Annotated in this window: 16 protein-coding genes; 8 read left to right on the top strand and 8 right to left on the bottom strand. The window is 64.3% G+C overall.

Annotated features, from left to right (window positions below):
* Positions 1-28: 28 nt before the first annotated feature.
* Together ACWNZ3_RS08270 and ACWNZ3_RS08265 are read right to left on the bottom strand one after the other, a co-directional pair.
* The gene (locus tag ACWNZ3_RS08270) at positions 29-1,021 is read right to left on the bottom strand and encodes a molybdopterin-binding protein (protein WP_496901793.1); all 993 of its coding nucleotides are present in this window, start codon (positions 1,019-1,021) and stop codon (positions 29-31) included.
* The gene (locus tag ACWNZ3_RS08265) at positions 1,018-1,983 is read right to left on the bottom strand and encodes an XdhC family protein (RefSeq protein WP_496901792.1); all 966 of its coding nucleotides are present in this window, start codon (positions 1,981-1,983) and stop codon (positions 1,018-1,020) included. The genes ACWNZ3_RS08270 and ACWNZ3_RS08265 overlap by 4 nt, the downstream gene beginning before the upstream one ends.
* Before the next feature lie 221 nt (positions 1,984-2,204).
* On the opposite strand from ACWNZ3_RS08265, the gene ACWNZ3_RS08260 reads away from it, so the two are divergent.
* Together ACWNZ3_RS08260 and grxD are read left to right on the top strand one after the other, a co-directional pair.
* Positions 2,205-2,441 carry a BolA/IbaG family iron-sulfur metabolism protein gene (locus ACWNZ3_RS08260; protein ID WP_269364254.1) on the top strand — a complete coding sequence of 79 codons (237 nt, stop codon included), beginning with the start codon at positions 2,205-2,207 and terminating at the stop codon, positions 2,439-2,441.
* A 24-nt stretch (positions 2,442-2,465) separates the two neighbouring features.
* On the top strand, positions 2,466-2,828 hold the full coding sequence (grxD, locus tag ACWNZ3_RS08255; protein ID WP_269364256.1) for a Grx4 family monothiol glutaredoxin: 363 nt from the start codon (positions 2,466-2,468) through the stop codon (positions 2,826-2,828).
* Between the two features lie 72 nt (positions 2,829-2,900).
* Here grxD and ACWNZ3_RS08250 read toward each other — a convergent pair whose 3' ends face one another.
* From ACWNZ3_RS08250 to ACWNZ3_RS08240, 3 genes are read right to left on the bottom strand one after another with little or no spacing between them, the layout of a single operon-like run.
* A complete protein-coding gene (locus ACWNZ3_RS08250) occupies positions 2,901-3,239 on the bottom strand; it encodes an MliC family protein (RefSeq protein WP_274575255.1) in 339 nt (112 codons plus the stop codon).
* Positions 3,236-3,625, bottom strand: coding sequence for a cell division protein ZapA (locus ACWNZ3_RS08245; RefSeq protein WP_269364259.1), 390 nt, complete (start codon positions 3,623-3,625; stop codon positions 3,236-3,238). The genes ACWNZ3_RS08250 and ACWNZ3_RS08245 overlap by 4 nt, the downstream gene beginning before the upstream one ends.
* Positions 3,625-4,134: a hypothetical protein gene (locus ACWNZ3_RS08240; RefSeq protein WP_269364261.1), complete on the bottom strand. Its 510-nt coding sequence runs from the start codon at positions 4,132-4,134 to the stop codon at positions 3,625-3,627. Before ACWNZ3_RS08240 ends, ACWNZ3_RS08245 begins: the two co-directional genes overlap by 1 nt.
* A 249-nt stretch (positions 4,135-4,383) precedes the next feature.
* Between ACWNZ3_RS08240 and tkt the strand changes: the two genes are divergently transcribed.
* The 3 genes from tkt (at position 4,384) to ACWNZ3_RS08225 (ending at position 7,454) form a co-directional block, all read left to right on the top strand.
* Positions 4,384-6,399, top strand: a complete 2,016-nt coding sequence (gene tkt / locus ACWNZ3_RS08235) for a transketolase (RefSeq protein ID WP_496901791.1) — start codon at positions 4,384-4,386, stop codon at positions 6,397-6,399.
* Positions 6,400-6,558: 159 nt separating this feature from the next.
* Positions 6,559-7,086 carry an NADPH-dependent FMN reductase gene (locus ACWNZ3_RS08230; protein ID WP_496901790.1) on the top strand — a complete coding sequence of 176 codons (528 nt, stop codon included), beginning with the start codon at positions 6,559-6,561 and terminating at the stop codon, positions 7,084-7,086.
* 200 nt (positions 7,087-7,286) lie between these two features.
* Entirely contained in the window at positions 7,287-7,454 is a 168-nt protein-coding gene (locus ACWNZ3_RS08225; protein ID WP_496901789.1) for a hypothetical protein, read from the top strand.
* A gap of 112 nt (positions 7,455-7,566) precedes the next feature.
* Here the strand turns inward: ACWNZ3_RS08225 and ACWNZ3_RS08220 are convergent, their stop codons facing one another.
* The gene (locus ACWNZ3_RS08220) at positions 7,567-8,544 is read right to left on the bottom strand and encodes a DUF808 domain-containing protein (RefSeq protein WP_496901788.1); all 978 of its coding nucleotides are present in this window, start codon (positions 8,542-8,544) and stop codon (positions 7,567-7,569) included.
* A gap of 188 nt (positions 8,545-8,732) precedes the next feature.
* Between ACWNZ3_RS08220 and gap (ACWNZ3_RS08215) the strand changes: the two genes are divergently transcribed.
* The 3 genes from gap (ACWNZ3_RS08215) to gap (ACWNZ3_RS08205) all read left to right on the top strand — a co-directional run bounded on the left by gap (ACWNZ3_RS08215) (position 8,733) and on the right by gap (ACWNZ3_RS08205) (position 11,112).
* On the top strand, positions 8,733-9,734 hold the full coding sequence (gene gap, locus ACWNZ3_RS08215) for a type I glyceraldehyde-3-phosphate dehydrogenase (protein ID WP_269364267.1): 1,002 nt from the start codon (positions 8,733-8,735) through the stop codon (positions 9,732-9,734).
* A 67-nt stretch (positions 9,735-9,801) separates the two neighbouring features.
* Positions 9,802-9,945 (top strand): hypothetical protein, encoded by a 144-nt coding sequence (locus tag ACWNZ3_RS08210; RefSeq protein WP_269364270.1) that lies wholly within the window; start codon positions 9,802-9,804, stop codon positions 9,943-9,945.
* A gap of 162 nt (positions 9,946-10,107) precedes the next feature.
* On the top strand, positions 10,108-11,112 hold the full coding sequence (gap, locus tag ACWNZ3_RS08205; RefSeq protein ID WP_496901787.1) for a type I glyceraldehyde-3-phosphate dehydrogenase: 1,005 nt from the start codon (positions 10,108-10,110) through the stop codon (positions 11,110-11,112).
* 2 nt (positions 11,113-11,114) lie between these two features.
* Here gap (ACWNZ3_RS08205) and coaD read toward each other — a convergent pair whose 3' ends face one another.
* Positions 11,115-11,606, bottom strand: a complete 492-nt coding sequence (gene coaD / locus ACWNZ3_RS08200) for a pantetheine-phosphate adenylyltransferase (RefSeq protein WP_274575264.1) — start codon at positions 11,604-11,606, stop codon at positions 11,115-11,117.
* 64 nt (positions 11,607-11,670) lie between these two features.
* Positions 11,671-12,105: a CBS domain-containing protein gene (locus ACWNZ3_RS08195; RefSeq protein WP_114274711.1), complete on the bottom strand. Its 435-nt coding sequence runs from the start codon at positions 12,103-12,105 to the stop codon at positions 11,671-11,673.
* Between the last annotated feature and the right edge of the window lie 25 nt (positions 12,106-12,130).

Raw genomic sequence — 12,130 nt, 5'->3', positions numbered from 1 at the left:
AGTACCAAGGCTGCGCATCCGCGCCGCTTCAGCGGCCCCGGCGGGGCTGCGGACGGGTCGGAATTTCCTTGAGCAATCCGCCCACCCCCATGCCCGCGATATCGGCGGAACTGACCGGTACGCCGCAGATCACCCGGGACAGCACCCAGTCGGCACCGTTCAGCGCCGGTGCGCGGGCGCATCCCGGCAGGCCGATCACGGGGCGGTCGTTCAGCGCCCCCAGGAACAGCAGGTTGCCCGGATCGACCGGCATGCCAAAGCGCGTGACCCTGCCACCGGCCGCGCGCAGGGCGGCGGGTGCCACGTCCTCGCCGTCAGAGGTGGCAGAGCCGGTCAGGACCAGCAGCAGCTCCGATGTGCAGGCCGCCAGCGCCGCTGCCAGCTCGGCGCGCCGGTGCGGCACCAGTTTCACCGTCTCCAGCGTCACTCCCAGCGCTTCCAACCTGCCTGCGATGGCGTTGCGGCCCTTGTCGCCGACACCGCCGGGGATTTCGGTGATGATCAATGTGGCGGTCTTCAGCACCGGCTGGCGCAGGGTGATCGCGCCTGCGGCCGCCACCGCCGCGCAGGCCTGTGCCAGGTCCGCCTCCGGCACCCCGTAGGAGATGATCTTGATCGTCGCCACCATGCCGCCGTCGCGCATCTGCTGCCAGGGCGGCACGGTGGCGATGGTGATCATCGGATGCACCGCATTCACCGCCTCAAGTGCGGCCACATCCAGTTCCGCCACCCCCGGCCCCTTGGCCAGCAGGTTGACGCGGCCGGTGAAAGGGCGGGTCTGCTTCAGCCCCTTTCCCCGCCCCAGCACGGCAGTGGCCAACCGTTCCGCCGCCAGATCCTCGCCCAGGTCATCAGACCCCAGCCGGGCCACGATCACCTCTGCAATGCCGGTTTCCGCCAACGCCTGCAGATCCGCGCCCGACAGCACGCGGCCCTTGCGCAGCCGCCCGCCCCGGGTCGGCACGGAATGGGCCAGCACCGCCCCCTCGGCCTGAGAAAGAGGGACCGGGCCAAACTTCACGATTGCCTCAGCGTCTGGATCATCTCCGCCAGGATCGCCACCGCAATCTCTGCCGGGCCTGCGGCCCCGATGTTCAGCCCGATGGGACCATGGATGCGCCCGATCTCATGCTCGGCAAACCCCGCCTCCGCCAGCCGCGCCACCCGCGCGCCATGTGTCCGCGTGCTGCCAAGCGCGCCGATATAGAAGGCCTTTGAGCGCAGGGCACAGGTGATTGCCGGATCGTCCAGCTTGGGATCATGGGTCAGCAGCACCACCGCACAGCGGGCATCCAGCCCGATCGTCTCCAAGGCGGCATCGGGCCAGTCGTTGATCACCCGCGCATCCGGAAACCGCGCCTGCGCGCCAAAGGCCTCGCGCGGGTCCACCACAACGGGATCAAACCCCGTGCTGCGCGCCATGCCGACCAGATGCTGGGCAATATGCACCCCGCCCACCACGATCAGCCGCAGCGGCGGATTGTGAATGGCGATAAAGGTCTTGCCATCTGCGTCAACGCCGGAACGGTCCATGCGGAACCTGTCCTCATGTCCCTCGTGCACCAGCCTGCGCGCGCTGCCGTCCAGCGCCACCTCATAGGCGACGGGGCGACGTTCGGCGCGGGCCGCGACCAGATCGCGCAGCATCGCCTCGGGCATGCCGGCCTCTCCCACCGGTTCCACCAGAATGCGGATGGTGCCGCCACAGGCCAGACCCACGGCAAAGGCATCGCCATCGCTGACGCCATATTCCAGCAGCCGGGTGCCGCCCTGCTCCAGCGCCTCCAGCGCCTCGATCACCACCGCGCCCTCGACACAGCCGCCGGAAACCGAGCCCTCCATCTGCCCCTCGCCCGAGACGACCAGCTGCGCGCCCACCCGGCGCGGGGCAGAACCCCAGGTCTCGATCACCGTGGCAAGGGCCACGCGCTGGCCCGCGTCGATCCACGCCAGGGCCTGTTCCGGTGCTGTCTGCGCTGCCATGCTGATCATCCTTCTCGTCCCGGGACCAGAGGTCCGATGCACTCTTGCCCCGGAATGTAATGCGCGGGGCACCCGCGCTCAATCAGATAAGAACACCCCCGGCCCGTGCAAAGGTCCAGCGCGACCTTGGTCACAGATGGGTCAGGCGGCAGCGGATGGCTTGCACTGCCCCGCTGTGGCAACTACATCTGTCGCGACGACATGATAACCGGAGACCTGCCATGCCGATGCAAGCCAGTGAGATCGAAGAATTGATCCGCGCGGCCTTTCCCGATGCCCGAATCGTGGTCGAGGGGAACGATGGCGTGCATATGGCGGCGATGGTGGAGGATGCCTCTTTCAAGGGGATGAACCGGGTGCAACAGCAACGCGCGGTCTATGCTGCGCTCAAGGGCAAGATGGACGGGACCAATGGCGAATTGCACGCCCTGGCGCTGACCACGCGCGCCCCAGTCTGAACAGGATTTATCGAGGATAAAACGATGAGCGATGCGACAACGCGGATCAAGGATACGATCACTGCAAACGATGTGGTGCTTTTCATGAAGGGCACCAAGGAAATGCCGCAGTGCGGGTTCTCTTCCCGCGTGGCGGGGGTGCTGAACTATATGGGTGTCACCTATTCCGACGTGAACGTGCTGGCAGACGAAGAGATCCGCCAGGGGATCAAGGATTTCTCCGACTGGCCGACAATCCCGCAACTCTACGTCAAGGGCGAATTCGTCGGCGGCTGCGACATCATTACCGAAATGACATTGTCAGGCGAGCTGGACACGCTGTTCGAGGAAAACGGCGTGGCCTATGACAAGGACGCCGCAGACAAGATCCGCGAAGCGAACGGCTAAGCACCCCGGTCACGGCGACAGGCCGCCTGCCGGGCCAAGCCGGACCGGATGCGGTCCGGCCCACCGGCGCTGTCACTTCACCACGCATTCCGCCAGCAGGGTTTCTTCCGAGCCGTCGGTGCCGTCGTGCCAGAGCAGCGTGGCAGTCTCGCCCTTGGTCCACCAGACGTAATGCGACCCGTCGGACGGATAGCCATAGCGCGCGCCCGACGCGCTTTGCTCTGACTGAAGGTTGTACATGCCGCCCTCGACATGGAGGACAGCGATGCCGGGACCGGTCTCGTCGTTGACATAGACCACCGGCACCTCGACACCCCGCTCGCAGGTATAGCGCATCGCCTGCACCTGCATCTCTGCCCAAGCGCAGGCGGGCAGCAAAAGCGCCGCGATGCACAGCGCGGGGCGGATCACGCCGACTTTTCCTCGACCTCGGCGGCCAGTGCCTCTGCCCTTGCGGCCAGTTCCGCCAGCGTGTCCTTGACCGACTGCGGCACCACCGGCACCTCGACGCGCTCCGGCTCGATCTTGACATTGCGCAGCCCGGCGAGTTCCGCCTCGCGCTCCGCCAGTTCGGCCTTTACCTCGGCCATACGGTCTTCGACGCTGGCGGTCTTGTCGGCCAGCAGCAGGCCCGCCATCAGCAGCATCCGCGCCTCGGGCATGCGCCCGACCTGATCGGAGAGCACCTGCGCCTCGTCATCCAGCATCTTGGCGGCGGAATGCAGATAGCTTTCCTCACCCTCCTGACAGGCAACCTCGAACTGGCGTCCGCCAATTGTGATTCGTACCTCTGGCATCAGGCGTCCTCCTCGGCTTCGTCGGTATCGGCGGTGGCGGCGGTGTCCCCTGCGCTGTCCAGCAGCGGACCAAGCGCGGCGAGGATAGCGCTGCCTTCGGCCACATCGGCGGCGCGGGCGGCGCGCAGCCCTTCCAGTTCGGCCAGCATCGCCTTGTTGATCAGATGCGCATCCCCCACCCCTTCGGCGTTGGCCTCCTGCAAGGCGGCGCAGGCATCGGTCAATTGCGCATTGGCGCGGCGGACGCGCTGCAGCTCGATATCAAGCTGGGCGATCCGGGCCTGCGATTCCTCGACCTGTGTGCGCAGCGTTGCGTTTTCGGATTCAGCGCGGGCTTTCAGGGTGCGCACCCGCTCGGTCAGCTGCGCGTTTGCGGTGCGCTCGTCCTCCAGCGCCTGGACCATTTCGGGGTCCGGCGCGCCCGCGTCCTTGCCCAGGCCTTCAAGGCCGGCGGCAACCCGGTCCATGGCCGCGGTGATGCGGCGTTGCAGTTCATCTATGTCACTCATTCCCCGGTTCCTTCACGTCCTGTCTGTCACCGACCGTCACTGCCCCGGCAGAATTCCGGGCGAATCGCCCCTGCACAAGGATTTTTATTATCCTAACCAAAGGATCGGACAAATGCGCCCCCCTTTCAGATCAGCAACTTGACCGGCGAAGTTGATCCGCAAAGCAGCGCCCGTGCCTGTTGCGCTTGAACTTTGCCCCTTGACTGCTATGCACGGGCGCAACCCTGACGCGCTATAAGGAAGCTTCCCTTGGATCTTGACGCCCTTGCCAAAGCACACCCGGACCATTGGTCCAAAGCCACCGCCATCCGCGCCCTGGCCCTGGATGCGGTCGCCGCCGCGAACTCCGGTCACTCCGGGATGCCCATGGGCATGGCCGATGTCGCCACCGTATTGTTCGAAAAGCATCTGAAATTCGACGCCGCCAACCCGCTGTGGCCCGACCGGGACCGGTTCATCCTGTCCGCCGGTCACGGGTCGATGCTGATCTATTCCCTGCTGCACCTGGTGGGCGACGCGCAATTCCCCATCGAAGAGCTGAAGAATTTCCGCCAGATGGGCGCGCGCACCGCCGGGCACCCCGAGAATTTCCTTGCCGATGCGATCGAGACGACAACCGGACCGCTGGGTCAGGGCATCGCCAATTCCGTGGGCTTTGCCATGGCCGAGGAGATCCAGCGCGCCACCTATGGCCGCAAGATCGTCGATCACCACACCTATGTCATCGCAGGCGACGGCTGCCTGATGGAAGGTGTCAGCCAGGAGGCGATCACGCTGGCGGGGCGTCATAACCTGAGCAAGCTGATCGTGCTGTGGGACAACAACAACATCACCATCGACGGGCCTGTCTCCCTGTCCGACCGCACCGACCAGATCGGCCGGTTTACCGCCGCCGGATGGCATTGCATCGAGATTGACGGCCACAACCCCGAAGAGATCGACGCGGCCCTGACCGAGGCCCGCAAGTCCGACAAGCCCACGATGATCGCCTGCAAGACCCATATCGCCCTGGGCCATGCGGCGCAGGACACCTCGAAAGGCCATGGCGCGCTGACCGATGCGGGTCAGCTGGCCGATGCCAAGGCGGCCTATGGCTGGCCCTACGGACCCTTCGAAATCCCGTCGGATGTGAAATCCGCCTGGGAGGCGATCGGCAAGCGCGGCGCGGACGAACGCCGCGCCTGGGAGGAACGCTTTGACGCGATGTCGCGCAACAAGCGCGAGACCTTCAACCGCGCCCTGGCCCTGGACGCGCCGAAAAAGCTGAGCGCCACCATCAAGGCCTTCAAGAAGCAGATGTCGGAAGCCGCGCCCAAGCTGGCCACCCGCGCCTCTTCGGAAAAAGTGCTGGAAGTGATCAACCCGATCATGCCGGAAACCGTGGGCGGCTCTGCCGACCTGACAGGATCCAACAACACCAAGACGGGCGATCTGGGTGTCTTTGACCTGGACAACCGCGGCGGGCGCTATGTCTATTGGGGCATCCGCGAACACGGCATGGCGGCGGCGATGAACGGCATGGCGCTGCACGGTGGCGTGCGGCCCTATGGCGGCACCTTCATGTGTTTCACCGACTACGCCCGCCCCTCCATGCGTCTGGCAGCATTGATGCAAATCCCGACCGTCTTTGTCATGACCCATGATTCCATCGGTCTGGGTGAAGACGGGCCGACCCACCAGCCGGTCGAACATCTGGCAATCAGCCGCGCAACCCCCAACACCTATGTCTTCCGCCCCGCCGATACGGTGGAGACGGCAGAGGCCTGGGAAATCGCGCTGACCTCCAGGAAAACGCCTTCGGTGCTGTCGCTGACCCGTCAGGGGCTGCCGACCGTGCGCAAGGACCACAAGAACAACAACATGGTCGAAAAAGGCGCCTATGTGCTGGCCGAGGCCGAGGGCAAGCGTCAGGTGATCCTGATCGCCAGCGGCTCCGAAGTCAGCGTGGCACTTGAGGCGCGCGCGCTGTTGCAGGCCGAAGGCATCGGCGTGCGGGTGGTCTCCATGCCCTGCATGGAATTGTTTGCCGCCCAGGACGACGCCTATCGCAAGCGCATCCTGCCCGGTGGTGCCGTCCGTGTCGGCATCGAGGCCGGTGTGCGCCAGGGCTGGGACCAATGGCTGCTGGGCGAACGCGGCAAGTTCGGCAAGGCCGATTTCGTCGGCATGGACCGTTTCGGCGCCTCTGCCCCGGCGGAGGAATTGTTCGAGAAATTCGGCATCACCGCCCAGAACGTGGCGAACAAGGCCAAGGCGCTGCTCTGAACCTGCGGCCATCGAAAAGCAAACCGGCCATATCTGCCCGCCTTTCAGGGCACAGGGTGGATATGGCCGGGTGAACAAACCTTCCCGGCGCAGCCGGGAAGTTGCTGTGCCGGCCGGTGCGATGTTGGAACCGGTTGGCGCGGATGCTAAGCGCAATCCATGAAATTCCTTGCACTCTCGGGCAGCGCCCGAAACCTGTCGACAAATACGGCGATGTTGCGGGCCTTGGCCGTGGCAGCCCGCCCGGACCATGAAGTGCGCCTGTTCGACCGGATCGCTGACCTGCCGGTGTTCTCGCCGGATCTGGAAGGCGGCCCCCTGCCCGAAGCGGTTCGCGATTTTGTCGCGCAGATCGGGGACTGTGACGGGCTGATCCTCGCAAGCCCCGAATATGTCAGGGCAATCCCCGGCGGGTTGAAAAACGCCCTGGACTGGCTGGTGTCGCGGGATGAGATCATCAACAAGCCCATCGTCCTGATGCATGCCTCGCACCGGGGCGAGGATGTGCTTGCACAGCTCCGGCTTGTCCTGGCCACGGTCAGCACGCGGTTCTGCGCGGACCTCTTCCTGCGATTTGAGCTTATGAAGAACTCTCCGGCCGAGATTGAAAGCCATCTGAGCCAGCCGGCAAACCGCCGGGCAATTGGCGAATTCATCGAAGATTTCGCTGCCTTCTGCCGCCGGTAGCGCGCCTCCCGTGCCCGGTCCCATCCCTTGCATGGGCAAGTCTTTGCCGGGATGGCCAGTTCCTGCCGATCTTACAAGAAAGGCTGGTTTATGCGGCAGTATGATCTACTTTAGGTAGTATTCGCACCCCTTCGAACCACCCGTTCGAACCGGATGTGAAACCCGCTGTTTCGAAAACCTCTGGACTGGGAGGATTGCCCATGCCCGTTACATATATGACGGTTGCCTTTGTGACCGGTGTTGTCGCCCTTGGCGGCTGGCTGCTGACCGGTGGCGGCATGGCTGGCGGTGTCGCGGCCTATGTGCTCAGCGGCAATCTGGCGCTGGCCGGATTGGCCGCACAGGTCGCCAGAGCGCGCCAGCGTTAAGCATCCGCCGCAGGGACCGGACCACAAGTTGCCAGATTCCCGGCCTGCGCCGGGCGGGGCGTTTGTGGATCAGACGGCGTACCTGTGCGCCGCAGAGGTCCCCTGCGCCCGGTCAGGCGGGCTTTTTCCCGAAGGGCAGTGCGCGCCACAGCGGTGTGATCAGTTTCTCACCCACCGGGATCAGCAGCAGGCCCAGCAACAGCCCGAACACACCGTCCATCGCCGCCTTTGCCGCCCATTCCGTACCCGCCTCGATCCCCGCAGGCACCTGATGCGCGACCGCGACAGCGGCGTCGTGGATCCAGTGGCCCAGCGTGCCGAACCCCAGTTCCTCCAGCCCGTGAATGATGATCGACCCGCCGACCCAGAGCATCGCAGCGGTGCCGACAATGGTCAGCAACCGCAGGAACCCCGGCATCCCCTTCACCAGCAACCGCCCCAGCGCGCGGGTCAGCGAGAGCCGCCCCCGCTTGACCATGGCCAGCCCCAGATCGTCCATCTTCACGATCAGACCCACCGCGCCATAGACGGCTACGGTGATCATCACGGCAACCACCGCCAGGGTCGCAGCCTCCATCCAGAAGCTGCTGGGCGGGATCGCGGCAAGGGCAATGGTCATAATCTCTGCCGACAGGATGAAATCGGTCTTGATGGCACCCTGCGCCTTCTGCTCTTCCAGATGCGCGGGGTCTTCCACCACGCTCTCCTTGCCCGGGTAATCCCCGTGCCCGGCGGACAGGCCCATGGCATGGGCGACCTTTTCGGCCCCCTCGAAACACAGATAGGCCCCGCCCAGCATCAGCAGCGGCGAAATCGCCCAGGGCGCGAAATTCGACAGGGCCAGACCGGCCGGCAGCAGGAACACCAGCTTGTTGCGCAGCGATCCCTTGGTGATGCGCCAGACCACCGGCAATTCGCGCGAGGCCTCGAACCCATGCAGGTATTTCGGCGTCACCGCCGCGTCGTCGATCACGGCCCCCGCCGCCTTGCTGCCCGCCTTGGCCGCCTGCCCGATCACATCGTCGACAGAGGCCGCCGCCACCTTGGCGATGGCCGCCACATCATCCAGCAATGCAATCAATCCGCTCATTTTGTGCCCCTTGTTGTTCTGGCACAGTTAGCCTGCCCGCGCCGCGCGGCAAATGCAAAGCTGCCATGCCTTTACCGCTAACACCAAGGTTTATCGCTAACAATCTGAAATCACGCGCGTTTGCCCCTTTCGCATCCGCAGCACGGACCGCTATAGAGCGCCCAAAGCTGCACCCAGAGGATGACCAAATGACCATCAAAGTCGGTATCAACGGATTTGGCCGGATCGGCCGCTGCACCCTGAGCCATATCGCCGCCACAGGGCGCGACGACATCGAAGTGGTCAAGATCAACGCAACCGGCCCGCTGGAAACCGCAGCGCATCTGCTGAAATACGACTCTGTCCATGGCCGTTTCCCCGGTGAGATCACCATCGACGACGGCTATCTGAACCTGGGCCAGAACGATATCGAGGTGATGTCGACCTACAACCTCGAAGAGCTGGACTGGCACGGCTGCGACGTGGTGCTGGAATGCACCGGCAAATTCAACGATGGCAACAAGGCCAATGTGCACCTGGAACAGGGTGCGAAACGGGTCCTGCTCTCGGCTCCGGGCAAGAACGTGGACAAGACCATTGTCTACGGCGTCAACCATGACACGCTGGTAAAGTCCGACCGGATGATCTCCAACGGGTCCTGCACCACCAACTGCCTGGCACCGATGGCCAAGGTCATGCATGACGCGGTGGGCATCGAAAGCGGGCTGATGACCACCATCCACAGCTATACCGGCGACCAGCCGACGCTGGACCGCCGCCACAAGGATCTGTACCGCGCGCGGGCCGCTGCCATGGCGCTGATCCCCACCTCCACCGGTGCGGCCAAGGCCCTGGGCGAGGTGCTGCCGGCCCTCAAGGGCAAGCTGGACGGCACCGCGATGCGGGTGCCGACGCCAAATGTCTCCGCCGTGGATCTGACCTTTCAGGCCTGCCGCGATGTCACGGTCGAAGAGATCAACCTGGCCGCCAAGACCGCCGCGGAAGGGTCGATGAAGCGGGTTCTGGGCTATGACCCCGAGCAGAAAGTCTCCATCGACTTCAACCACACCGAGGAAAGCTGCATCTTCGCACCGGATCAGACCATCGTGGTCGCGGGCCGGACCGTGCGGGTTCTGGGCTGGTACGACAACGAATGGGCGTTTTCGGTGCGGATGGCGGATGTGGCCGTGGCCATGGGCCAGTTGGGCTGACGCTTGCGCGGGCGGCGCGGGGCTGTCATATCGGTCTGACCTGATGCACAAAGGCAGGCGCGCCCCCGTGACCAACCGTATCGCTATCTTCCTCGGCCTGATCCTGATCGCGGCTTTTGTCGCGGACACGATGATCTTCGGCAATGAACACCTGATCTATCTGGGCAAGAAACTGTTCGACCTGATCGAATGGATCGCCTTCTGGCGCTGACGCCGGGAATTTGCAAACCTCCCCCCTGCATTTTGCAAAGTGCCGCCTGCCCGCTCCTCCCTCGATATTGTATCGGTACTTGTTTCTGCCCCCGCCCCCGTTGACTTGGCCTCTTGAGGGCGCAATCTAGGGGCATCTGGATTTGATCAAAAAGGTGTCGTGATGACCATCAGGCTGGGGATCAATGGGTTCGGCCGCATCGGGCGCAGCGTGTTGCGCAGCCTGATGCGCCAGGCGCCGGGGCGCTTCGAGGTGGTGGCGATCAACGATCTGGCCCCGCTGGAAACAGCCGCGCATCTGTTCGAATTCGATTCCGTGCATGGCATCTATCCCGGCACCGTGACCCTGGGTGAAGGCACCATGGACCTGGGCCGCGGCCCGATCCGTGTCACGGCAGAGCCCCGGCCCGAAAGGCTGAACTGGCAGGATGTGGACATCGCCCTGGAATGTACCGGCCATATGACCGATCCGGTCCAGGCCGAGGCGCATCTGCGCAACGGCGCGGGGCGCGTGCTGATCTCGGGGCCTGCCAAGGGCGAGGCAAAGACCGTGGTTTACGGCATCAACCATGACAGCCTGACCGCCGCGGACAGGGTGGTGTCGAACGGCTCCTGCACCACCAATTGCCTGGTGCCGATGGTGCATGTCCTCGATCAGGCCTTTGGCATCCGGCACGGCATGATGACCACGGTGCATTGCTATACCAATTCGCAGAACCTGACCGATGCCGCCCATGAGGACCTCTATCGCGCCCGGGCCGGTGCGCTGTCGATGGTGCCGACCTCGACCAGCGCCTCGCGGACGCTGGACCATGTGCTGCCGCATCTGGCGGGGCGGATCACCAGCCATGCCATCCGGGTGCCGACACCGGATGTGTCCTGCTGCGATCTGGTGGTGACGCTGGACAAATCCACCACGGCAGAGGCGGTCAACGACGCCTTTCGCGCAGCGGCGGCCGAAGGTCCGCTCAGGGGCGTGCTGGGGGTGACCGACCGCAAGCTGGTCTCGACCGATTTCAGGGGCAACCCCCATTCCGCCGTCTTTGCCACCGACCAGACGCGAATTCAGGACGGCACCCTGCTGCGGGTGCTGGCCTGGTATGACAATGAATGGGCGTTTTCCAACCGGATGCTGGACACGGCCGACGTGATCGCCAGCCGCATGTAAGCTCAGCCGAAGCGTTCCAGCAGCTTGGCATTGACGCTGGGGGTCACGAACTTGCTGACATCCCCGTCCAGACGGGCGATTTCCTTGACCAGCTTGCTGGCAATCGCCTGATGCTGCGCCTCGGCCATCAGGAACACCGTCTCGATGCTGTCATCAAGCTGCCGGTTCATGCCGACCATCTGGTATTCATATTCAAAATCCGCCACCGCCCGCAGGCCCCGGATGATGATCTGCGCGCCCACGTCCCGCGCGCAGTTGATCAGCAGGTTCTCAAAGGGATGCACCGCAATCTCGACCCCGGTCTGCCGGCCCAGTTCGGCGCATTCGTCCTGGATCATTTCGACCCTTTCGTCCAGGTCGAACAGCGGCCCCTTGTCGCGGTTGATGGCCACGCCGATCACCAGCTTGTCCACCAGCCGCGTCGCCCGGCGGATGATATCGATATGGCCCAATGTGATGGGGTCGAAGGTGCCGGGGTAAAGGCCAATGCGCATGGGACTTCCTGGATCTGGTCGTTTTCGCGCGCAAGCAAACATGCGCGCGCCTGAGGCGCAAGCGCTAGTGGCCCATAATCATGCCCTGCAGGGCATCTTTCTCCATCGAGAGTTCGGACAGGCGCGCCTTGACCACGTCGCCCAGCGAAATCAGCCCCACCAACGCGCCGTTTTCCAGCACCGGCATGTGACGGAACCTGCCGTCTGTCATCTGCTGCAGGATCGCATCGGCGCGGTCGTCGCGGCTGCAGGTCACCAGCTTGGTTGTCATCAGCTTGTCCACGGTCATGCTCAGGCAGCCCGCGCCCTGATTGCCCAGTTCGCGCACGATATCACGCTCTGACAGGATGCCGATCGGGGTCTTGCCGTCCTTGGAGATCACCAATGTGCCGATCCGCTTCTCCGACAACATCCGCGCCGCCTCTGAAATCAGAAGGGTGGGCGCAGAGGTCACCACCGCATCATCGGATTTCGATTTGAGAATTTGCGACACCAGCATGGCGTTCCTCCTGTTTTGACGCACC

It is taken from the genome of Sulfitobacter sp. IGS-18, from assembly GCF_059628195.1.
Note: the sequence above shows the minus strand (reverse complement) of the source record. Positions and strands in the feature narration are given on the sequence as shown.

What these genes read in the sequence shown, in the direction of transcription:
- ACWNZ3_RS08195 (WP_114274711.1), bottom strand. Translation starts at nt 12,105, where the DNA reads ATGCTGGTGTCGCAAATTCTCAAATCGAAATCCGATGATGCGGTGGTG.
- gap (WP_269364267.1), top strand. Translation starts at nt 8,733, where the DNA reads ATGACCATCAAAGTCGGTATCAACGGATTTGGCCGGATCGGCCGCTGC.
- ACWNZ3_RS08240 (WP_269364261.1), bottom strand. Translation starts at nt 4,134, where the DNA reads ATGAGTGACATAGATGAACTGCAACGCCGCATCACCGCGGCCATGGAC.
- ACWNZ3_RS08245 (WP_269364259.1), bottom strand. Translation starts at nt 3,625, where the DNA reads ATGCCAGAGGTACGAATCACAATTGGCGGACGCCAGTTCGAGGTTGCC.
- ACWNZ3_RS08225 (WP_496901789.1), top strand. Translation starts at nt 7,287, where the DNA reads ATGCCCGTTACATATATGACGGTTGCCTTTGTGACCGGTGTTGTCGCC.
- ACWNZ3_RS08260 (WP_269364254.1), top strand. Translation starts at nt 2,205, where the DNA reads ATGCCGATGCAAGCCAGTGAGATCGAAGAATTGATCCGCGCGGCCTTT.
- gap (WP_496901787.1), top strand. Translation starts at nt 10,108, where the DNA reads ATGACCATCAGGCTGGGGATCAATGGGTTCGGCCGCATCGGGCGCAGC.
- coaD (WP_274575264.1), bottom strand. Translation starts at nt 11,606, where the DNA reads ATGCGCATTGGCCTTTACCCCGGCACCTTCGACCCCATCACATTGGGC.
- ACWNZ3_RS08265 (WP_496901792.1), bottom strand. Translation starts at nt 1,983, where the DNA reads ATGGCAGCGCAGACAGCACCGGAACAGGCCCTGGCGTGGATCGACGCG.
- grxD (WP_269364256.1), top strand. Translation starts at nt 2,466, where the DNA reads ATGAGCGATGCGACAACGCGGATCAAGGATACGATCACTGCAAACGAT.
- ACWNZ3_RS08220 (WP_496901788.1), bottom strand. Translation starts at nt 8,544, where the DNA reads ATGAGCGGATTGATTGCATTGCTGGATGATGTGGCGGCCATCGCCAAG.
- ACWNZ3_RS08230 (WP_496901790.1), top strand. Translation starts at nt 6,559, where the DNA reads ATGAAATTCCTTGCACTCTCGGGCAGCGCCCGAAACCTGTCGACAAAT.